This window comes from Microcystis sp. BLCC-F209, from assembly GCF_041928595.1.
In the GTDB taxonomy this organism is placed as follows: Bacteria; Cyanobacteriota; Cyanobacteriia; order Cyanobacteriales; family Microcystaceae; genus Microcystis.
This window is the reverse complement of the sequence record NZ_JBHFLL010000182.1, coordinates 1-12,724: the sequence shown is the minus strand read 5'-3', so window position 1 is coordinate 12,724 and position 12,724 is coordinate 1. Positions and strand designations below refer to the sequence as shown.

The following is a 12,724-nucleotide window of genomic DNA, read 5'->3' as shown; positions in this document are numbered from 1 at the left end:
GATAATAAAATATCTTTAACCGCTTGGGAGGCATTAATTAATTCGCTAACAATGATATCACTCATTAACAAAATAAACTTTTCTTGCTTAATGGCTTCCATCAATTGATTGGACTCTAAGGAAAATTCATCATCTAAACAGCCTGCAATGACTGATGTATCGATATAAACTCTAAGTTTTTTCATAAATGATAGAAAAAGTTTTCTGATCTTAGTTTAACATCAAAAGTGCGATCGCCGCTCTTTTAGAGTGGATTAAGGTAGTGTAATGCAGCTTATTGATAATAGAATTTTTGAAACCTAAAAGTCGAGGGCTTTAGTTTTAAGATTTATCAAGCTTAAAGTACAGTTAACATTAAGCTATAATAATCATTAGTCAACAACAGTTATTACTATGTCTTTTGCAGCTAAATATCGAGATCGGATTGTGATTAACCCAGACATTCGCAGTGGCAAACCTTGCATTGTCAATACTCGTATTGCAGTAGCAGATATTTTTGATTATCTAGGAGGAGGGATGACTATTGAAGAAATATTAGATGATTTCCCCGATCTTACCTTAGAAGATATACAAGCCTGTTTTGCATTTGCCGCCGAGCGGGATCGTCGTTTAATGGTTATTCCCTATGAAACTGCTATTTGACGAAAACTTATCACCTAAACTACCTCTGTTACTGGTATCACATTTTCCCGATAGCACTCATGTTAGAGATTGTAGCCTAAAAGGGTTTCCCGATCAAAGGATTTGGGAATATGCGCGTATCAATGGATTTATAATTGTCTCGAAAGATTCTGATTTTTATCAACGGAGTTTGTTGTATGGCCAACCTCCAAAGTTCATCTGGCTGAGGATTGGAAATTGTACCACTTATCATCTAATCAGTCTTATTTTAAAACATAAACAAGCTATTAAGAGATTTAGCGATAATTCTACCGAGTCAGTTTTAGTAATTGCATAATCATATATTATCCTAAGTGATCGCTTTTCTGATCGGGTGCATTAACAAAGTATAATGCACTTTATTTATTGTCTATTGATAAAATGATCCAAAGACGTTAATTTAAAAGATTGAGGTCAGGGGAGTTTGTTGGGTTGGTCTTGTGTTAAAATTAAGCTGGAGTAAATTCTAATCCCTGATTAAAATTTCAACGGAACAATCACCATGAACTTTTATACCGTTATTTTGAGAAAAAGTGCAGATTATTGGGTTTCATTATGTCTTGAAAATGGATTAGTTGGACAAGGAGAAACTCAGGAAAAAGCTATTGAGAAACTAAAAGAAGCGATTGAATCTTTTTGGGAGATTTATCATGATCAAGCCAATATATATACCAGTCCTATTCCTATAGACGAACTTCATGAATTTTTAACTGTGGGAGATTCTGAAACTCCCGAAACTTACGAACTCAGAAAAGTTTATGCCTAAAAATATTCCTTCTCTTAAACCCAAAGCACTAATCAAAATTCTTGAAAAAGGAGGCTGTCAATTTTATCGAGAAGGAAAAGGTGATCATCGTTTATATTGTAGAGTATTGTATAATCAACGTCGAATCGTTCCTATCGATATAGGTGCAAAAGAAATGTCCCCTGCTTATGTTTTACGAATTTTTAGACAATTTGGTTTTACAGATGAAGAAATAGAACATTTATTAAAATAGATGATTGAATGCGTTTTTTCAAACGAAGAAATTATCTATTCTAGTACGCTTTATCTTAATTTTATTTCCAAGAGCTAAAATAAAGCCAAAGCTAGTTTTTTAGGTACATTAACACAAGAGTAAAACCCTCGATTGCTTGTTATAAATTGATTTAATGATTAATTTTCACCCAGTCATCGTCGATAAATTAGCCTCCCTTAAAAACAGGTAAAGTGACTATCACCATTTTGCGTAATTTTTCGCTCTGGTAATGAACTTTTGATTATGAAATGATCCAAAGACGTTAATTTAAAAGATTGAGTTCAGGGGAGTTTGTTGGGTTGGTCTTGTGTTAAAATTGGGTTAGGGCTAGTCTGAATCATTTATCCTGTATCATTTAACGGCGGAGAAAACTATGGTAAAAACCTTTAAAGCAATTTTGAAAAATAATACCCTTCAATGGCTTGATGAAACCCCTGAAATCAACTCCGAATATCCTGTTAATGTTTATATTACCTTACTAGAAGAAAATATTATTGGTGAAAATCGATCTAACGGTCAAAAAATGGCCAATGCTTTGAAAAAAATTGCTAATAATAATACTTTTACTGATGTTGATACCCAACAGTGGCAACAACAAAATCGGTGCGATCGCTCTCTTCCCAATCGGGATTAAATCATGTTATTAGATAGCAATATTATTATCTATGCCGCTCAATTAGAAAATAAATTTCTCCGGGAGTTTATTGCAGAAAATTCTCCTTATGTATCTGCTTTATCCTATCTGGAAGTTTTAGGCTACCATCGGTTAAATCATCAGCGTTATAGGAAATCGGAGCGAAACCGGCGTATTTATCCATGTCATCCTTGAAAAGCTCAGATGCTGTTCGGAGTTCTAACCATGTCCCGTCTTTTTCATCGATGAGATTATAAAATTTCTCTAGGGCCTCGGTTAACTTGTCCAGATGCTTGCGATAGTTTTGTAAAAGAGCGATCAATCCCTGATACTCTCGATCGATACTCTGGCAATAACCGACAACCAAATCGATAAAACGCTTCGATTCGCTCCGATAGAGCCAGACAATCGAGAGAATATTCTGTAACTGTTCTGGGCTAAAATCGTTGATCGTCAGGTTTACTTTCCGGTAAATATTGCGGGCATCGATCATTAATATCTTATCTTGAAGCTCGGCGGGGTTCCCTCGATCGAGAAACCACAACTCGCAGGGTACGGAGCGGGTATAGAAAAAGTTAGAGCGGATCGCGATCATTATGTCCACCGTTCCCGTCTCGATTAACTTCTGTCTTACCTTGCCTTCGTCTCTCCCGGCGCTGGAAGCTTGGGAAGACATGACAAAACCGGCTTTTCCTCGATCATTGAGATAGCTGTAGAAGTAACTGATCCATAGATAGTTACCGTTGGAAACTTTGTTACTTTTATTGACCCCCGGCAATCCGAAGGGTAAGCGCTCATCACCATCTACCTTACTATCCACCTCGTCCACGTTGAAGGGAGGATTGGCCATCACATAATCCACTTTCCCGGCCAATGCCAGCGGATCCTCGTAGTAGGTGATCGCTTTTTGGATATCCCCTTCTAAACCGTGAACCGCGAGATTCATCTTGGCTAAACGAATTGTGGTCGGATTCTTCTCTAAACCTTTAAAAGTTAACATCTGGGGATTGATGCGCTGTCTCTCAACGAAATGTGCGCTCTGGACAAACACTCCCCCCGAACCACAGGCAGGATCGAAAACCAATCCGTGATCGGGTTCTAAAACATTGGCGATCAAAGATACTAGAGAAACGGGAGTAAAAAACTCTCCGTTATCGTGAGCTTTGAGATTAGCGAATTGAGTTAGGAAATACTCGTAAATTCGCCCGAAAATATCCCCATCGGCTTTTTTTAACTCTTATGGGTTTAAAATCCGTAGTAAATTCCCTAATACCACGTTATCTAGTTCTTGGTATTCCGTTTTCGGTAAAATACCCCCTCAAGGTGGATAATCCCCGTCGATCGATAGCATTGCTTCCATTAAGGAGGTTGATCGATTGACGCTATCGGGGAGCGCCACCAGAAAATCGAACTGAGCTTTTTCTTGGAGATAGATCGCTCCTTTGCACAAGAAATCTTCTTTGGTTAAGGAGCGTGTTTTACCCCCTCGCTTCGGTAAATCCGCCTCTACCTCCCTCTTAACCTTGAGAAAACGACTGTAGGCATGACGGAGGAAAATCAAGCCCATAACGGGCAGAAAATACTCGTTACTGGCATAGTTAGAATTAGCGCGCAGGGTGTCGGCCGCTTTCCAGAGCTTTTTTTCGATCGCTTCGATGTTGTCCAGTTGGGCCATGAAATTTTACTCAAGAATTAGGTAGATGGTCGAGCCTGAAGGGAAAATTAAGGGGTTTGGTATAGTATCTATTTTCTCAAGTAATGGCAGCGATGGTTAATGGCCCTCACCCCTAACCCCTCTCCCAGAACAAACGGCAGGGTTCTTTCGATAGACTAGAGTTATGGCCCCAGAGTAAGGAGCTAGTGGCGAGAAAAGCTTAATAATTGAGATAAACCGATCGAGCGAGAATATCGTCTAGAATTAATTAGCTCAAAAAATCCTGACTGAATCTACCTTTAAGCGAACTTTTCTAAAAATGATGGCTGAATTACTGAGTCTAGTTCCTGCCAAGTCCCTCGAAACTGATGTAGTGGCAGGGGAAGCACCGGCAGTATGTCCCCTTCCTCCAGTCACGGTTAGTAATGATACCCTACTTATTTCCCTGATCGATCGCCTGCGACGTACTTTGGAAAATCATCGCGGCGAAAATCAAATTGTGGTGATGCAGGATTTCCCGGATCCCGATGCTCTTTCTAGTGCCTGGGCCTATCAAATTATCGCCGAACAGTACAATATTCACTGCGATATAGTCTATGCGGGGACTCTCTCCCATCAGGAAAATGTCGCTTTGGTAAAACTAACGGGTTTACCGGCTAAACGTTGGGGAGTCCATACCCTCAAGGATAGAGATCTTTCAGTTTATCAGGGTTGTGTTTTTGTCGATGGTCAGGGAACCAATAGTCAGTTAACCACTCTGGTTAAACAGGCAAAAATTCCCATTATTGTCGTGATTGATCATCATACTCGCCAAGGGGATCTAGAGGCGGAATTTGTCGATATTCGTCCCCAAATCCGGGCAACAGCGACGATGTTAACCCAATATATCCAAAAAGGGTTAATAAGTTTTAATAGTAGCGATACCGTCCATGTTAAGTGTGCCACAGCCTTGATGCACGGATTGCGATCGGATACAAATAATTTAATGCAAGCGCAAGAGTGTGAATTTATTGCTGCTGGTTATCTCAGTCGTTTCTACGATGCTCAATTATTAAACGCTGTCTTGCAATCGGCCAGATCCCGACGGGTGATGGATGTGATCGAACGGGCCCTAAAAAACCGTATTATTAAAAATAATTATTCGATCGCCGGGGTCGGTTATTTGCGTTATGATGACCGAGATGCGATTCCCCAGGCTGCCGATTTTTTGGTGACAGAAGAAAATGTTCACACGGCTTTAGTTTATGGTATCGTTCACGATGAAGATGAGGATATCGAGTTAGTCATTGGTTCTATGCGTACCAGTAAAATTACCCTAGATCCCGATGAATTTCTCAAGGAAGCTTTCGGACAGGATAACCAAGGTCGCTTTTTTGGTGGTGGTCGTTATATGGCCGGAGGTTTTGAAATTCCTATCGGTTTCCTCGGTGGTTTTAATAATAATGCCGAATACGCAAAACTGAAGTGGGAACTATATGACACCCAAATTAAACAGAAACTTTCCCATCTAGTTAACCCTGATGAAAAGGTAATTCGCACCTAGGTATTAAATCTCAGCTATTTATTATCATCACCAAGACCGACCCGACACTGATATGAAACTTTATTTTGTGCGTCATGGATTAGCAGGACAATCGGGGGATTATCTCAACGATAGGGAACGTCCTTTAACCGAGGAAGGTAGGTCCAAAACTGCTAAAGTTGCCCAAAGATTAGGACAGTTGGGGGTGAAATTTGACCTAATTTTGACTTCTCCCCTGGTGCGTGCGGTGCAAACCGCCGAAATTTTGCAAAAAGCGGGTTTAAGCCGTAAAATTGAGCAATTTAATCCCCTATCTCCCAACGGCAATATTCAAGATTGGCTGCAGTGGTGGCAAAAGTCGGACTATCAGCGAGAGGAAAACGCAATCGCACTGGTGGGCCACGAACCGGATTTAGGTTATTGGACGGAAATGCTAGTTTGGGGCAAGTTTCAAGGAAAATTATCGGTCAAAAAGGCGGGAATAATTGGTCTAGAGGTTCCCAATCAACAAAATCCCCTAGGCAAGTGTCAGTTATTCTGGTTGACAGCCCCGAAATTACTGCTCTAGGAATTAACCTAGGTGTATCTATCCTTTTTGGGGACTAAGTACAGCCTTTCTCATTAAACATGAAGTATAACCTAATTTGGTATTGATGACCGGCTCCCCAAAAGGGAAACTTCCTATCTCACCATTAAGATAAATGCTGTCAATAAACCATGCAGAGAGAAAATATCTGCTATAGTGGCACTCCTGAAAGGATTTAACTAGGAGTAGGCCGATTTATGTTGCTAAGGTTATATTTTGAGCAACTTTTATCAATTTAGCCAGCAAATTAAGTTATTTTGTGATTAGTTAGGTTAGGGACATTACTACAGCCTTGTCATCGGAGTCAGTCCCGATGAAAAAATTTTCACCCCCACAGATGAAAGAGGTTTCCTTCCCTACACCCCACACCCTACACCCTACACCCTCTTTCCAGTCAGCCACGGGAATTTGGCCGCTATTATTGATGGTAAAGGCGGAGATACCGTCGCCATCGAGGTTAGGATTACCTGCCGTCATATTGTAGGTTCAGGGGTTGTTATCGGCATCGGTGGCGGTAAATAAGTGTTATAAATAATTATAGGCTACTCAAAATAAATCCCAAATGACGACAACAGAAATTAAATTCACTCTAACTTTACCTAAAGTTCCAGAAATTCATCATCTGGAAGCTGAGAAAAAAGCTAAAGAAGCCTATGTTATGACTTTACTTCGTCATGGTGATATTAGTGCGGGACGTGCCGCAGAATTATTAGAGATCGATCATCATAAACTTTCTGATTTAATGGATCACTATAATATTTGTTCATTCCCTATGCAAACCCAAGAAGAATTACAACAAGAAGTGGCTGAGACTCTCCAAATTTTAGAGAGATATAAAAAGTAACGTGATTATTGTTTCTGATACTACCCCTTTAAGTGAATTAGCAAAAGTTGGAAAACTTAATTTACTTCATGACATTTACGGGAAAATTATTATTCCTCAAACAGGAACTCATCCAGCAGTTAATTTAGTTCAATTAGCAGACTGGATAGAGAGACGAACAATTAGCAGTTCAGAAAAAGTCTCTACTTTGAAAACGATGACTAATTTAGGTTGGGGTGAATGCGCTACTATGATTTTAGCTGAAGAATTAGAAGCCGATCAATTATTGATTGATGATTTAGAAGCTAGGCGAGTTGCTTTATCTCGAAATTTTAAAATTACTGGTACATTAGGTATCTTATTAGTCGCCAAACAACTAGGATTAATTACTAGCGTTCAGGAAGTTTTAGATGCGTTAATTACTCAGGGTAAACATATTAATCCAAGACTATATCAAGAGGTTTTATCTACCGCACAAGAATCATTTTAATTATTCAATAATTTTTGATAAAGGGAGGTCAACATCATCACTCACGTCCCCTAAAAACATTAATTAATTGTCGTTAATGTTGTCTTGATTATGCTTTTTAGACAACAACGCCTCTAATCCTAATGTTACTATTCCTAGAATTGTGAGGGGTTCAGGCACAGACTGGATAGATTTAGTGGCTACTTGTAAATTATCAATTGAAAAAATTCCATTACCGCCAACGGGAGATATCTCGAGACGAGATGCAGGAGTAGATGTGACAACACCTAAAAACTTAAAAACGTTTGGGTTAAGGCTACTAATTGTAGAGGCGAATAATCCTAAGTCCCGTTTATTTTTTTTCATTCATCAGCAGAGCTTATTAAATAAACCATGCAGAGAGAAAATATCTGGTATAATGGCACTCCTGCAAGGATTTAACTAGGAATAAGCCGATTTATGTTGCTAAGGATATATTTTGAGCAACTTTTGTCAAGTTAGCCAGATAATCAAGTTATTTTGTGATCAGTTAGGGTAGGGAGATTACTACAGCCTTGTCATCGGAGTCAGTCATGGGAATTTGGCAGCTATTGTTTTCCTAATGGCGGTTTATACTAGAAGTCAAATCCCTTCCTTTGTTTATTTGTTAAAAAAATGACACGAGATACTTTACATATAAGCACTCAGGTTTTACCCAGTAATAAGATTGAAATTGCCACCCCTGAATTAAATGTGGGTGAGGTGGTTGAAGTTTTGATACTTGCCAAAACTCCTCAAAATAATCAAGATAAAAATGAATCTGATCCCTTAATAGGTTTATTTAAAAGTTCCCCTAATTTAGCAACTCAATCTGAAGAAAGTGTCCAAGGTTATCCAGTTTATCTAGAGCAGACGGAGGGAGATTTAGCTAAGAATGGAAAAAATATTGAGCAACTTAATAATAATTCCAATATCGGTCAAACACAGTTGGGTTTTGGAGAATTTATTCAAAAATTTCGCCAAGAACATAATCTAGAACAAAATGGTATTGAATCAGAAGAACTTTTGGAGGGAGTGTGCGATTTATCATCGGGAAGCGAGGTAATTTGGTGAATTGACGTTTTTTACTCGATAGTAATATCTTATCAGAGCCTTTACGACCTCAACCGAATACAAAGGTTATGGAAAAACTACTTGAACAATCGGAGTCTCCCCAAAAGGAAAACTTCCTATCTCATCATTAAGATAACTGCTGTATTCAGTTTTCTTACCCGGTGTCCGTCAACTGGGAGGAATGCCGATAGCCGGTTAAAACCAGTAAGACAGGGCGGAGAGAGTAACTAAAGACCATTTTTTTGGTAAGATCAAAGCTAAACTAACCATCACGCCCTCTTAAGGGAATATTTATTTATGAGCGATATAGGGTTTATTTTGACTATAATTGACAGGTTCCTGGGAATTTACTTGGTAATCCTAATTGTTAGGGTTTTGCTGACTTGGTTCCAAAATGCCGGTTGGGCCTATCAGATTATGTCTTTTCTCAGTCCGATTACCGATCCCTATTTAAACCTCTTTCGCTCGATTATCCCACCCCTAGGCGGAATGGACTTGTCCCCGATTCTCGCATTCCTGCTGCTCCAAGTTGTTCAGAGTGTCGTGGAAAAAGGGGCCGAAAGTCTGGTCAGTAGCGGTTTCTAAATCCGAGGATCCACACTAGTGGTAAAACCGGAAGCTTTGAATTTTTCCAGTCGCAAGGGGGTTGGTTGATTGGTAGAAACAGAAATTCTGATCTCGAAATCACTAATCCCCGGTGGCACTTCGGGAATTGCCCCGACTCGGCTACGATTTTGTAAAGCTGGTTCCCCGTTAGCATCGTAAATCCGACCAAAAACATCGGCATCATAGACGGTTTTTCCAGAATTATTTTTAGCTTTGCCGGTGATTAAAAAACAATTAGCCGGAAAACTGGTTCCCCCACTGGTGACACTCCCCTCGGCTAATTCCGGGGGACAGTCTTTGTAAGATACATCTAATAGTTGAATTGGGGTCAAAGCTTGAGCAGTAGGGATGATAAGCAAGCTAGACAGCCAGAAGAGAGCAGAAAGCAGTAAAACGGTGAGCGAGCGTGGTGTCATAGATCAGTGATTTTACGGTATGATTTCCCCAATACTTAGATTATCGTGGATCGTCACCCTTTGAAATCAGCTTTTTTAGGACTCTCATGGATCGAGATGAGATTGAAACCACTCTCAAAGCGGCTTTTCTCCAGTGTGAGGCTTTATTCTGTCCTCTCAATCAACAACAAAAAGAAATTTTGTTAGAGGTGTTTTTTGAGCGAAATTCCCTCGCTGATGGCAATCCCCTCGACGAATTAACATCTATGCAAAGGGAGATTTTGCTGGAATTTATCCTCAAACAAGAACGGGAAAATTTAGCTTGGAAAAGTTCCCTCCTCAATGATTGGCTTAACGATCGCCCTTCCGGTGCGGTACAATTTATCCGCGATCAGTATGGCTTGGCTTGGTTGAACAGCATAAAACCGATTCATTGGCAAGAATATTTACAAAAATTAAGGTTAACCAGAGAAAAATTACAGGTAGGAGATGCGATCGAGGTGTCTAATGGATTATGGGAATGGATTCCCGCAGACGCTGCCGATAGTTGCGACTGGTTTCCCTGTGAGGTAATAGAAGTAAATGAAAGTGAGGATGACTCCCCCCCTGTTAGTTGCCGTATTCGCTTTCAAAACGGTGAAGAATGGGAAATACAAGGAATATATCAGTGGAATCGCCCTAATTGGCGTTTTCTGACCTGAAGGAAGATCACTGCTCGGTTATCGGCTAAAATTTAAGATATGTAAAGAAGGGAGATAAATTTTATGGCCGCTAATGTTGAGATCTATACTTGGAGTTCCTGTCCTTTCTGTATCCGCGCTAAAGCATTACTCAAGAAAAAAGGAGTGGATTTTACTGAATATTGTATCGATGGTGATGAACAAGCGCGAGCCAAAATGTCCGATCGAGCCAATGGTCGTACAAGTGTACCACAAATTTTTATAAACGATCAACACATCGGGGGCTGCGATGACATCTATGCTTTAGATAGAAGTGGTGGTTTAGCTCCCCTGTTGCAGAATTAAGGATAAAAACTATTAATGAAACTAGCCTTTATTATCGATCCGATCGAGCATCTCGATCCGGGCCATGATACCAGTGTAGCTATCATGGAAGCGTCCCAATTATTAGGTCATGAAATTTGGATGACTTCCATCACAGATCTCAGTGCAATTGCGGGAAAAGCTTGGGCAAAACTAACTAAAATTGAACTGGTTCCCGTGGAGTTAAAAGATAATCATTGGGTGGCTGTATCTCAATGGTATCAAAGACAAGAAACAGTTTTTACCTGCCTAGAAAACTTCGATTTTGTCTGGATGCGAAAAGACCCACCCGTGACGATTGCCTATCTTTATGCCACCTATTTATTAGACCTGATCGACCCACAAAAAACCCAAGTAATTAACTCAACTAGGGGTTTACGCCATGCCAACGAAAAGTTATATACTATCCACTTTGCTCAAGTAATGCCAGCTACAATTGTTTCCCAAGATAAAGCAACGATTAGGGAATTTGTCAACCAAAAAGGGGCGGCAGTTATGAAACCTTTAGGGGGCAAAGCAGGGGAGGGAATTTTATTTCTTAGTCCCGAAGATCGCAATCTCAATTCAATGATTGAAATTAGCACAAAATGGGGACAAGAACCGGTAATGATTCAAGATTATTTACCAGCTGCCAAAGAAGGAGATAAACGCATTATTGTCCTCAATGGTGAACCTATCGGGGCAGTTAATCGCATTCCCACCGGTTCAGAATTTCGCGGTAATATGGCGGTGGGTGGACGAGTGGCAAAAACAGAAATCACCGCGCGAGAATTAGAAATCTGTGCCACTTTAGCCCCAAAATTACGAGAAGATGGCCTATATTTTGTCGGATTAGATGTCATTGGTGGCTACCTCACGGAAGTTAATGTCACCAGTCCCACCGGCATTCGCGAGATCGATCGATTAAACAATGTTAGCTTAGGTCAACAGGTGATTAAATGGCTAGAAAATTTTTCGGGAAATGGGGAGTATTTTCAGTGAACAGCAAACAGTAAACAGTAATCAGCGAAAAGACAGTAGGAAACTTCTATTTAATACTGCACACTTAAAACTCAAATCTGATAACTGATAACTGATAACTTACCCACTGATAACTGATAACTGATAACTGATAACTGATAACTGTAAAAAAATGAATGCTTTATCAATACCGACGTGGATAGTTCATGTATCGAGTGTCGTAGAATGGATAGCGGCGATCTGGTTAGTCTGGACCTATGGCGACATCAGTAGCGATCGATCGTGGCGAATGTTATCTTGGGGAATGTTACCCGCTTTAATTGGGGCCATGTGTGCCTGTACATGGCATTTTTTTGATAATATCAGTGCCTTATCCTGGTTAGTCACCCTACAGGCAGCCATGACTGTCTTAGGAAATTTTACCCTCTGTGCTGCCGGTTGGTGGCTGTGGCGTTCCAGTAAAATCAGCGTTAACAATGAATAAAGAGAGTTTATTTGCCATTTCCCTGTTTCCCTATCTGGGGTTTCTTTGGTTTGTCACTCGTTCGGGAAAAATGCCCCGTTTAGCCTTAATTGGCTTTTATGTGCTGTTAATCTTCGTTTTTATCACTATTCCTGCTGGTATCTACGCCAAAATCCACTATGGTCAAGAATTAGCCAACGTCGATTGGTTACACGGCAGCGCCGAATTTTTCCTCACCCTCTCCAATATTCTCGTCGTCTTAGGTTTTCGTCAGGCAATTTTAGCGAAAAAGGAAACAGAGAAAGGGGAACAGTGGACAGTGAACAGTAAACAGTAATCAGTGAACTGACAACTCACATCTGATAACTGATAACTGATAACTGATAGTGGGGGGTATTTTCAGGGAACAGTGGACAGTGAACAGTAAACAGTAATCAGTGAACTGACAACTCACATCTGATAACTGATAACTGATAACTGATAACTGATAGTGGGGGGTATTTTCAGGGAACAGTGGACAGTGAACAGTAAACAGTAATCAGTGAACTGACAACTCACATCTGATAACTGATAACTGATGACTGATAAGTAGGTAGGCACAATTATTTGTAGGATGGGTTAGCGGTAGCGTAACCCATGCGGACGTTGGGTTTCATGCTTCAACCCAACCTTGTATATTGAGAGAGGTGGTAGACCGTCCCAACCTTGGTCGGAAAAGACCGCTTCGTAGCAAGGGTCACCACCATAATCTCCCTGACAAAACTCGAACAGTCGCCGGGGTCGTGGCGAAAACAATCA

21 protein-coding genes and 1 pseudogene are annotated in these 12,724 nt (G+C 40.3%); 16 read left to right on the top strand and 6 right to left on the bottom strand.

The features are described 5' to 3' along the window. Positions 1-185, bottom strand: a pseudogene (locus ACE1AQ_RS11575) (hypothetical protein); the annotation flags it as partial. A 208-nt stretch (positions 186-393) separates the two neighbouring features. On the opposite strand from ACE1AQ_RS11575, the gene ACE1AQ_RS11570 reads away from it, so the two are divergent. The 5 genes from ACE1AQ_RS11570 (at position 394) to ACE1AQ_RS11550 (ending at position 2,313) form a co-directional block, all read left to right on the top strand. Beyond that, entirely contained in the window at positions 394-642 is a 249-nt protein-coding gene (locus ACE1AQ_RS11570) for a DUF433 domain-containing protein (protein WP_002735373.1), read from the top strand. After that, positions 626-958 (top strand): DUF5615 family PIN-like protein, encoded by a 333-nt coding sequence (locus ACE1AQ_RS11565; protein WP_110544304.1) that lies wholly within the window; start codon positions 626-628, stop codon positions 956-958. Before ACE1AQ_RS11570 ends, ACE1AQ_RS11565 begins: the two co-directional genes overlap by 17 nt. A gap of 204 nt (positions 959-1,162) precedes the next feature. Beyond that, positions 1,163-1,426 carry a type II toxin-antitoxin system HicB family antitoxin gene (locus ACE1AQ_RS11560; RefSeq protein WP_002737641.1) on the top strand — a complete coding sequence of 88 codons (264 nt, stop codon included), beginning with the start codon at positions 1,163-1,165 and terminating at the stop codon, positions 1,424-1,426. Further along, positions 1,419-1,658, top strand: a complete 240-nt coding sequence (locus ACE1AQ_RS11555; protein ID WP_002798208.1) for a type II toxin-antitoxin system HicA family toxin — start codon at positions 1,419-1,421, stop codon at positions 1,656-1,658. The genes ACE1AQ_RS11560 and ACE1AQ_RS11555 overlap by 8 nt, the downstream gene beginning before the upstream one ends. Positions 1,659-2,052: 394 nt before the next feature. Further along, the gene (locus ACE1AQ_RS11550; RefSeq protein WP_110544301.1) at positions 2,053-2,313 is read left to right on the top strand and encodes a hypothetical protein; all 261 of its coding nucleotides are present in this window, start codon (positions 2,053-2,055) and stop codon (positions 2,311-2,313) included. Between the two features lie 67 nt (positions 2,314-2,380). Here the strand turns inward: ACE1AQ_RS11550 and ACE1AQ_RS11545 are convergent, their stop codons facing one another. Then, positions 2,381-3,526 carry a class I SAM-dependent DNA methyltransferase gene (locus tag ACE1AQ_RS11545; RefSeq protein WP_256386944.1) on the bottom strand — a complete coding sequence of 382 codons (1,146 nt, stop codon included), beginning with the start codon at positions 3,524-3,526 and terminating at the stop codon, positions 2,381-2,383. A 105-nt stretch (positions 3,527-3,631) separates the two neighbouring features. Further along, entirely contained in the window at positions 3,632-3,988 is a 357-nt protein-coding gene (locus tag ACE1AQ_RS11540; RefSeq protein WP_253257695.1) for a type I restriction-modification system subunit M N-terminal domain-containing protein, read from the bottom strand. A 298-nt stretch (positions 3,989-4,286) separates the two neighbouring features. Between ACE1AQ_RS11540 and ACE1AQ_RS11535 the strand changes: the two genes are divergently transcribed. The 4 genes from ACE1AQ_RS11535 to ACE1AQ_RS11520 all read left to right on the top strand — a co-directional run bounded on the left by ACE1AQ_RS11535 (position 4,287) and on the right by ACE1AQ_RS11520 (position 7,388). Continuing rightward, positions 4,287-5,510: a bifunctional oligoribonuclease/PAP phosphatase NrnA gene (locus ACE1AQ_RS11535; RefSeq protein WP_374808455.1), complete on the top strand. Its 1,224-nt coding sequence runs from the start codon at positions 4,287-4,289 to the stop codon at positions 5,508-5,510. A 52-nt stretch (positions 5,511-5,562) separates the two neighbouring features. Next, positions 5,563-6,057, top strand: a complete 495-nt coding sequence (gene sixA, locus ACE1AQ_RS11530; RefSeq protein ID WP_008199500.1) for a phosphohistidine phosphatase SixA — start codon at positions 5,563-5,565, stop codon at positions 6,055-6,057. A 580-nt stretch (positions 6,058-6,637) separates the two neighbouring features. Continuing rightward, positions 6,638-6,919 (top strand): UPF0175 family protein, encoded by a 282-nt coding sequence (locus ACE1AQ_RS11525; protein WP_008199502.1) that lies wholly within the window; start codon positions 6,638-6,640, stop codon positions 6,917-6,919. 1 nt (position 6,920) lies between these two features. Next, positions 6,921-7,388 (top strand): DUF3368 domain-containing protein, encoded by a 468-nt coding sequence (locus ACE1AQ_RS11520; RefSeq protein ID WP_106909771.1) that lies wholly within the window; start codon positions 6,921-6,923, stop codon positions 7,386-7,388. A 63-nt stretch (positions 7,389-7,451) separates the two neighbouring features. Here the strand turns inward: ACE1AQ_RS11520 and ACE1AQ_RS11515 are convergent, their stop codons facing one another. Beyond that, complete coding sequence (locus tag ACE1AQ_RS11515; protein ID WP_039899741.1) at positions 7,452-7,733, bottom strand: PEP-CTERM sorting domain-containing protein; 282 nt, start codon at positions 7,731-7,733, stop codon at positions 7,452-7,454. 288 nt (positions 7,734-8,021) lie between these two features. On the opposite strand from ACE1AQ_RS11515, the gene ACE1AQ_RS11510 reads away from it, so the two are divergent. Together ACE1AQ_RS11510 and ACE1AQ_RS11505 are read left to right on the top strand one after the other, a co-directional pair. Next, positions 8,022-8,459: a hypothetical protein gene (locus ACE1AQ_RS11510; protein WP_008199511.1), complete on the top strand. Its 438-nt coding sequence runs from the start codon at positions 8,022-8,024 to the stop codon at positions 8,457-8,459. Between the two features lie 297 nt (positions 8,460-8,756). Further along, positions 8,757-9,044, top strand: coding sequence for a YggT family protein (locus ACE1AQ_RS11505; RefSeq protein ID WP_110544293.1), 288 nt, complete (start codon positions 8,757-8,759; stop codon positions 9,042-9,044). Here the strand turns inward: ACE1AQ_RS11505 and ACE1AQ_RS11500 are convergent. Further along, complete coding sequence (locus ACE1AQ_RS11500; protein WP_104395948.1) at positions 9,041-9,481, bottom strand: hypothetical protein; 441 nt, start codon at positions 9,479-9,481, stop codon at positions 9,041-9,043. The two genes, ACE1AQ_RS11505 and ACE1AQ_RS11500, sit on opposite strands and share 4 nt — an antisense overlap. A gap of 86 nt (positions 9,482-9,567) precedes the next feature. On the opposite strand from ACE1AQ_RS11500, the gene ACE1AQ_RS11495 reads away from it, so the two are divergent. The 5 genes from ACE1AQ_RS11495 to ACE1AQ_RS11475 all read left to right on the top strand — a co-directional run bounded on the left by ACE1AQ_RS11495 (position 9,568) and on the right by ACE1AQ_RS11475 (position 12,263). After that, positions 9,568-10,161: a hypothetical protein gene (locus ACE1AQ_RS11495; protein ID WP_374808452.1), complete on the top strand. Its 594-nt coding sequence runs from the start codon at positions 9,568-9,570 to the stop codon at positions 10,159-10,161. A gap of 63 nt (positions 10,162-10,224) precedes the next feature. Beyond that, positions 10,225-10,485, top strand: coding sequence for a glutaredoxin 3 (grxC, locus tag ACE1AQ_RS11490; RefSeq protein WP_104395950.1), 261 nt, complete (start codon positions 10,225-10,227; stop codon positions 10,483-10,485). A gap of 15 nt (positions 10,486-10,500) precedes the next feature. Next, a complete protein-coding gene (gshB, locus tag ACE1AQ_RS11485) occupies positions 10,501-11,484 on the top strand; it encodes a glutathione synthase (RefSeq protein WP_110544287.1) in 984 nt (327 codons plus the stop codon). A 151-nt stretch (positions 11,485-11,635) separates the two neighbouring features. After that, entirely contained in the window at positions 11,636-11,947 is a 312-nt protein-coding gene (locus ACE1AQ_RS11480) for a DUF2499 domain-containing protein (protein WP_002734463.1), read from the top strand. Beyond that, entirely contained in the window at positions 11,940-12,263 is a 324-nt protein-coding gene (locus ACE1AQ_RS11475; protein WP_008199525.1) for a DUF3593 domain-containing protein, read from the top strand. Before ACE1AQ_RS11480 ends, ACE1AQ_RS11475 begins: the two co-directional genes overlap by 8 nt. A 113-nt stretch (positions 12,264-12,376) precedes the next feature. Here the strand turns inward: ACE1AQ_RS11475 and ACE1AQ_RS11470 are convergent, their stop codons facing one another. Continuing rightward, positions 12,377-12,526 (bottom strand): hypothetical protein, encoded by a 150-nt coding sequence (locus tag ACE1AQ_RS11470; protein WP_172969302.1) that lies wholly within the window; start codon positions 12,524-12,526, stop codon positions 12,377-12,379. Between the last annotated feature and the right edge of the window lie 198 nt (positions 12,527-12,724).